Here is a 3,629-nt window from a genome sequence, read left to right as displayed (position 1 = left end):
AGGGACTACATGAACGCAGTAGCCACGCAGGTGCGGAGGGAGCGCAGGATTGCGGATATGTTCGGGAGGATGGAGTACATTCCCGGCATCATGAGCGTGTTCCAGCAGTCGCAGGAAGCGGCGGTACGGTTGGCGGTCAACCAGACCATTCAAGGGGGGGCGCAGGGAATTATTAAGGAGGCGATGAGGAAGTTGTGGCTGTCACTGTCGGATTGGGTGTATCACGGAATCTGCTATCCGATCATTCAGATCCACGATGACCTGATGTTCGAGATGTTGGTGGGGGTGGAGGACGACCTTATCCCGGAGATCCGCGCCGTGATGGAGGGCGCGGTTAAGCTGTCCATCCCCACCCCTGTTGACTGTAAGGTGGGAGGGAGGTGGAGTGAAATGCACGAGTGGAAGGAGGTGATGAGATGAGGGACGCGGTGATCGTTACGGTGTGCGTATTGACGGTGGCGATGAACATTGGTCTGGTGGCGATCTGCCTGAAAATCTACACCGAAATAATGAAGGAGCACACCATCAGGAGGCGGTATGAGGCGCAGTTAAAATCTAACTAACAGAGAGGAGAAAAGGCATGAGACAGTTGATGGTAGGAATGGTAGTGGTGATGGTGTTGGCAATGGTGACGGCGGCAGTGGGCGAGGATATTAAGCTGTGCAAGAACACCGTGAGCGGGGTGTACAGGTTCCTGCCCGCAACGGGGAGATGCAACAAGAATGAGGTGATGGTGGTGGTGTCGGGAGAGGGTACACAGGGACCGCAGGGGCCAGCCGGACCGGTTGGGCCACAAGGACCGAAAGGGGATCAGGGGCCAGCAGGGCCCGCCCTGTGGTTGTGTGAGGATGATGAGCCGATCGCCCTCCCGTTCTGGTTCTCGTGGTATGACGTTAAGAATGACATCCTCTTCAGTCTGAAGCACGAGACGCCGCTGATCTTCAATACGATTGATTGCTCACCCCCCGCATTTGTGCTGGACACGGAGTGCCTGTTTGGTGTGAAGAAGTGCGGGTATCTGAATGGTGGGGCGATATACGTCCCCACGGGGGACGAGACGGTTATTTCCGTGGAGACGCCCCCGAAGCCCATACTGTATAGCAGGGTGGATGGGGTGTGCTCCCAGTGGAAGCCACCGGAGGACACGTTCAAGATTTACAAGGTGCTGCCCGTGCGGGTGTTGGATGGCGAGTTGGAGTTGTGCTATCAGTAAACGGCGAACGTGGCAAAATCCAACTGTCACTAAGTGTGGCACAGGATGTGGGACCAGCGCCGGGGGAGGGTAGGCTACGGCCCTCCCCACTGAATATTAGAGAGGGTAGGTGGTGGCGTTCTGGCGAAAACGCACATGAGCAATGAAAACTCCAGGTATGGTCGGACGACTCACAGGGGAGTGCGCTACCGAATTAACATAAGCCATACCAAGCAGGTTCAAATCCTGCCCACCTACCCAATTTGAAAGTGAGGTGATGCGAAATGAAAGAATATTTTATTGTTGCAAATAGCTTCGCAGCACTATTTTTTTCAGACACTACAGTGAAATTTGTAATGGGCAGTTCCCCTGAAGAAGCGATGGAAATATTTGTAAAGAATTACTCCCATCCATGTGGATTATATGCGGCTAATCTGTATAAAAATTCAAACGAATACCATAAGGGAAATAAACCGTTAGTAAGATGGATGAGCAATGAAGCTATATTTAAGGATAGAAAAACTGGATCTATTTATAAGAAAGGTCTTGGGAAAATAAGCATTGAAAATCCAAAACAAGGGAAAATAGTTACATAAAAAGCAAACGGGGACCACAACTTGGGAGCATCCCGCAAGGAGGTAACTGTGCTGACGAGAGATACCTTAGCACGTACTGTTCTGGTTGTATGGGGCATAGAGGTGGGGGTATTGGCAGCGCTGTGCGCGCTTACACGTCACGACATAGCGCGGTGGGTATTGATTACGGTGCTGGTGATGGGAGCGGTGTTCTTTGGGGCGCTGTTGTTGTTGGCAGTGTTGGAGAGGTGGGAGCGGTGATCACCGCCCCTTCATCCGCTCCTCGCACTTCAGCAACTCGAACTTACACCTCACCGCCGCATCCATCAAGTCGGACAGGACATCACGCTTAATGATGAGATAGTCCCCCGCTGGCAACCCAATCACCTCACTATCCACCACCGAGGGGGGCTTATGCGTTGAGCAACTCAGTAAGCTGGCTAACAAGATCGCTAACGTCAGTACCCCGATCCGCTCTTTTAATCTCACTGATCACCCCCACCATTCTCAACACGAACTCCCGCGTGGCCTTCGCCTGCTTCACGGGATCATCGGCTGTTAAGTGATTAACGAGTTTGAGGGCTTCGGTGAGGGCGGAGGCAATTGGCCCCACACCCCCACCTGCAAGAGCACCTCCCAATAGTGAGCCGACTGAGGATAGAGTGTCTCCCATTATTGGCGTATCGTGCCTCCCGTCACGTTGCTGTCCTTGGCTGCAATCAACCCCACCCCCGCCATGATAGCGGTGATGATGGCTGTCCAGTCAACAGGAGTCCCGTTGATGATGCCGGTTGCAGCCGAGATTAGTGCTGTGATGATTGCCATAACCCCCATTACCGTCGTTTTCCAACTCTTCATCCTGCCTCACCTCCCTCCTTTTTTACTTTTACCCTTACCCTTACCCTTGCATGGCATAATGATCCCTCCTTTCCTACTCGCGCACGAATGATATGAACCGTCGTGGTCGAACATGACCAAATACCCCTTGGATGAGATGTCGGCCTCGACTTTGACCCTACAGACGGGGCACTTGAGATACTTCACTTTTTCCTCCCCAACTCCTTTAATTCCTCCGTCATCAGAGCCTTCTCCTCTTTCAGCTTCTTCAACTCCTCTGCCGCAGATTTGTCGTTGGGGTTCTTCTTCACCCTATCCTCCAACTGCCAGATGCGTTCATTTACACCCTTAATCTCAATCACCTTGAACTTGTAATCATACTTCTGTTCAATCTTTGAGACATCAGCGCAGAGAGCATAACGATTATCTATGTAGAAGTACCCCCCAAAGCACAGCGCCACCAGTGTCAGCCCCGCTATCAATTCCTTCATACCACCACCTTCTCCTTGGCATAATATCCCTCATACTGCGCCATCACCCCAGCCAACTCATACACCCCTATGCTGTACAGTGGAGTACTCGACCCTATCCCCAACTCATCCAGTACGAACTCCAGATAGGCGTTGGTGTCGTTCTCGTTCGGGGGGGCGAACTTGAATATGAACTCCCTTACCGACACCCCCCTGGTCTGGTCCAGGCGGATCTGTGCGTGCGCCGCCCTCCACCCCGCCTCCGGTGTGCCGAATACGGCAAACCCATCGGCGTCCTTGCCGACCGCTTCGGTCTGGTGGGCATATCGCAGGTTAACGGGATTGTTGTTGCGCTGTGCACGGTTTCTCATCTCACATGCCCTCCTCATATTTTTACGAAGCGAAGAATGATTGTCACCACTAATAGCCCCACCGACATCGCCGCCCCCCACACAACGAGACGTGTCTCGATGGCCGTCAACCTGTTACTGACACCATCCTTCCATAAGCCGAGTTCCTTGAGAAACAGATCAAACACTTCCTTGCGCATGAACA

The 3,629-nt window shown here is 52.8% G+C and carries 9 protein-coding genes; 5 read left to right on the top strand and 4 right to left on the bottom strand.

Translation table 11 applies throughout. The features are described from left to right. From HWQ67_RS14455 to HWQ67_RS14435, 5 genes are all read left to right on the top strand, one after another. Positions 1–420, top strand: a 420-nt coding sequence (locus HWQ67_RS14455; RefSeq protein ID WP_218253396.1) for a DNA polymerase, incomplete at its 5' end; no start/stop codon positions are given. Further along, on the top strand, positions 417–563 hold the full coding sequence (locus HWQ67_RS14450) for a hypothetical protein (protein ID WP_218253395.1): 147 nt from the start codon (positions 417–419) through the stop codon (positions 561–563). The genes HWQ67_RS14455 and HWQ67_RS14450, both read left to right, overlap by 4 nt. A 17-nt stretch (positions 564–580) precedes the next feature. Next, on the top strand, positions 581–1,213 hold the full coding sequence (locus HWQ67_RS14445) for a collagen-like protein (protein WP_218253394.1): 633 nt from the start codon (positions 581–583) through the stop codon (positions 1,211–1,213). Between the two features lie 263 nt (positions 1,214–1,476). Beyond that, a complete protein-coding gene (locus tag HWQ67_RS14440) occupies positions 1,477–1,788 on the top strand; it encodes a hypothetical protein (protein ID WP_218253393.1) in 312 nt (103 codons plus the stop codon). Between the two features lie 48 nt (positions 1,789–1,836). Then, positions 1,837–2,028, top strand: coding sequence for a hypothetical protein (locus HWQ67_RS14435; protein ID WP_218253392.1), 192 nt, complete (start codon positions 1,837–1,839; stop codon positions 2,026–2,028). Here HWQ67_RS14435 and HWQ67_RS14430 read toward each other — a convergent pair whose 3' ends face one another. The 4 genes from HWQ67_RS14430 to HWQ67_RS14415 all read right to left on the bottom strand — a co-directional run bounded on the left by HWQ67_RS14430 (position 2,029) and on the right by HWQ67_RS14415 (position 3,445). Continuing rightward, entirely contained in the window at positions 2,029–2,256 is a 228-nt protein-coding gene (locus tag HWQ67_RS14430; RefSeq protein WP_218253391.1) for a hypothetical protein, read from the bottom strand. A 183-nt stretch (positions 2,257–2,439) separates the two neighbouring features. Further along, positions 2,440–2,625: a hypothetical protein gene (locus HWQ67_RS14425; protein WP_218253390.1), complete on the bottom strand. Its 186-nt coding sequence runs from the start codon at positions 2,623–2,625 to the stop codon at positions 2,440–2,442. A 182-nt stretch (positions 2,626–2,807) separates the two neighbouring features. Further along, the gene (locus tag HWQ67_RS14420) at positions 2,808–3,095 is read right to left on the bottom strand and encodes a hypothetical protein (RefSeq protein WP_218253389.1); all 288 of its coding nucleotides are present in this window, start codon (positions 3,093–3,095) and stop codon (positions 2,808–2,810) included. Continuing rightward, a complete protein-coding gene (locus tag HWQ67_RS14415) occupies positions 3,092–3,445 on the bottom strand; it encodes a hypothetical protein (protein ID WP_218253388.1) in 354 nt (117 codons plus the stop codon). Before HWQ67_RS14415 ends, HWQ67_RS14420 begins: the two co-directional genes overlap by 4 nt. Positions 3,446–3,629 lie beyond the last annotated feature (184 nt).

The sequence above is a fragment of the Candidatus Magnetobacterium casense genome, assembly GCF_019173545.1.
In the GTDB taxonomy this organism is placed as follows: domain Bacteria; phylum Nitrospirota; class Thermodesulfovibrionia; order Thermodesulfovibrionales; family Magnetobacteriaceae; genus Magnetobacterium; species Magnetobacterium cryptolimnobacter.
Note: the sequence above shows the minus strand (reverse complement) of the source record. Positions and strands in the feature narration are given on the sequence as shown.

Coding starts and splice junctions, on each gene's coding strand:
- HWQ67_RS14415 (WP_218253388.1), bottom strand. CDS start 3,445: ATGAGAAACCGTGCACAGCGCAACAACAATCCCGTTAACCTGCGATAT.
- HWQ67_RS14445 (WP_218253394.1), top strand. CDS start 581: ATGAGACAGTTGATGGTAGGAATGGTAGTGGTGATGGTGTTGGCAATG.
- HWQ67_RS14440 (WP_218253393.1), top strand. CDS start 1,477: ATGAAAGAATATTTTATTGTTGCAAATAGCTTCGCAGCACTATTTTTT.
- HWQ67_RS14450 (WP_218253395.1), top strand. CDS start 417: ATGAGGGACGCGGTGATCGTTACGGTGTGCGTATTGACGGTGGCGATG.
- HWQ67_RS14420 (WP_218253389.1), bottom strand. CDS start 3,095: ATGAAGGAATTGATAGCGGGGCTGACACTGGTGGCGCTGTGCTTTGGG.
- HWQ67_RS14425 (WP_218253390.1), bottom strand. CDS start 2,625: ATGAAGAGTTGGAAAACGACGGTAATGGGGGTTATGGCAATCATCACA.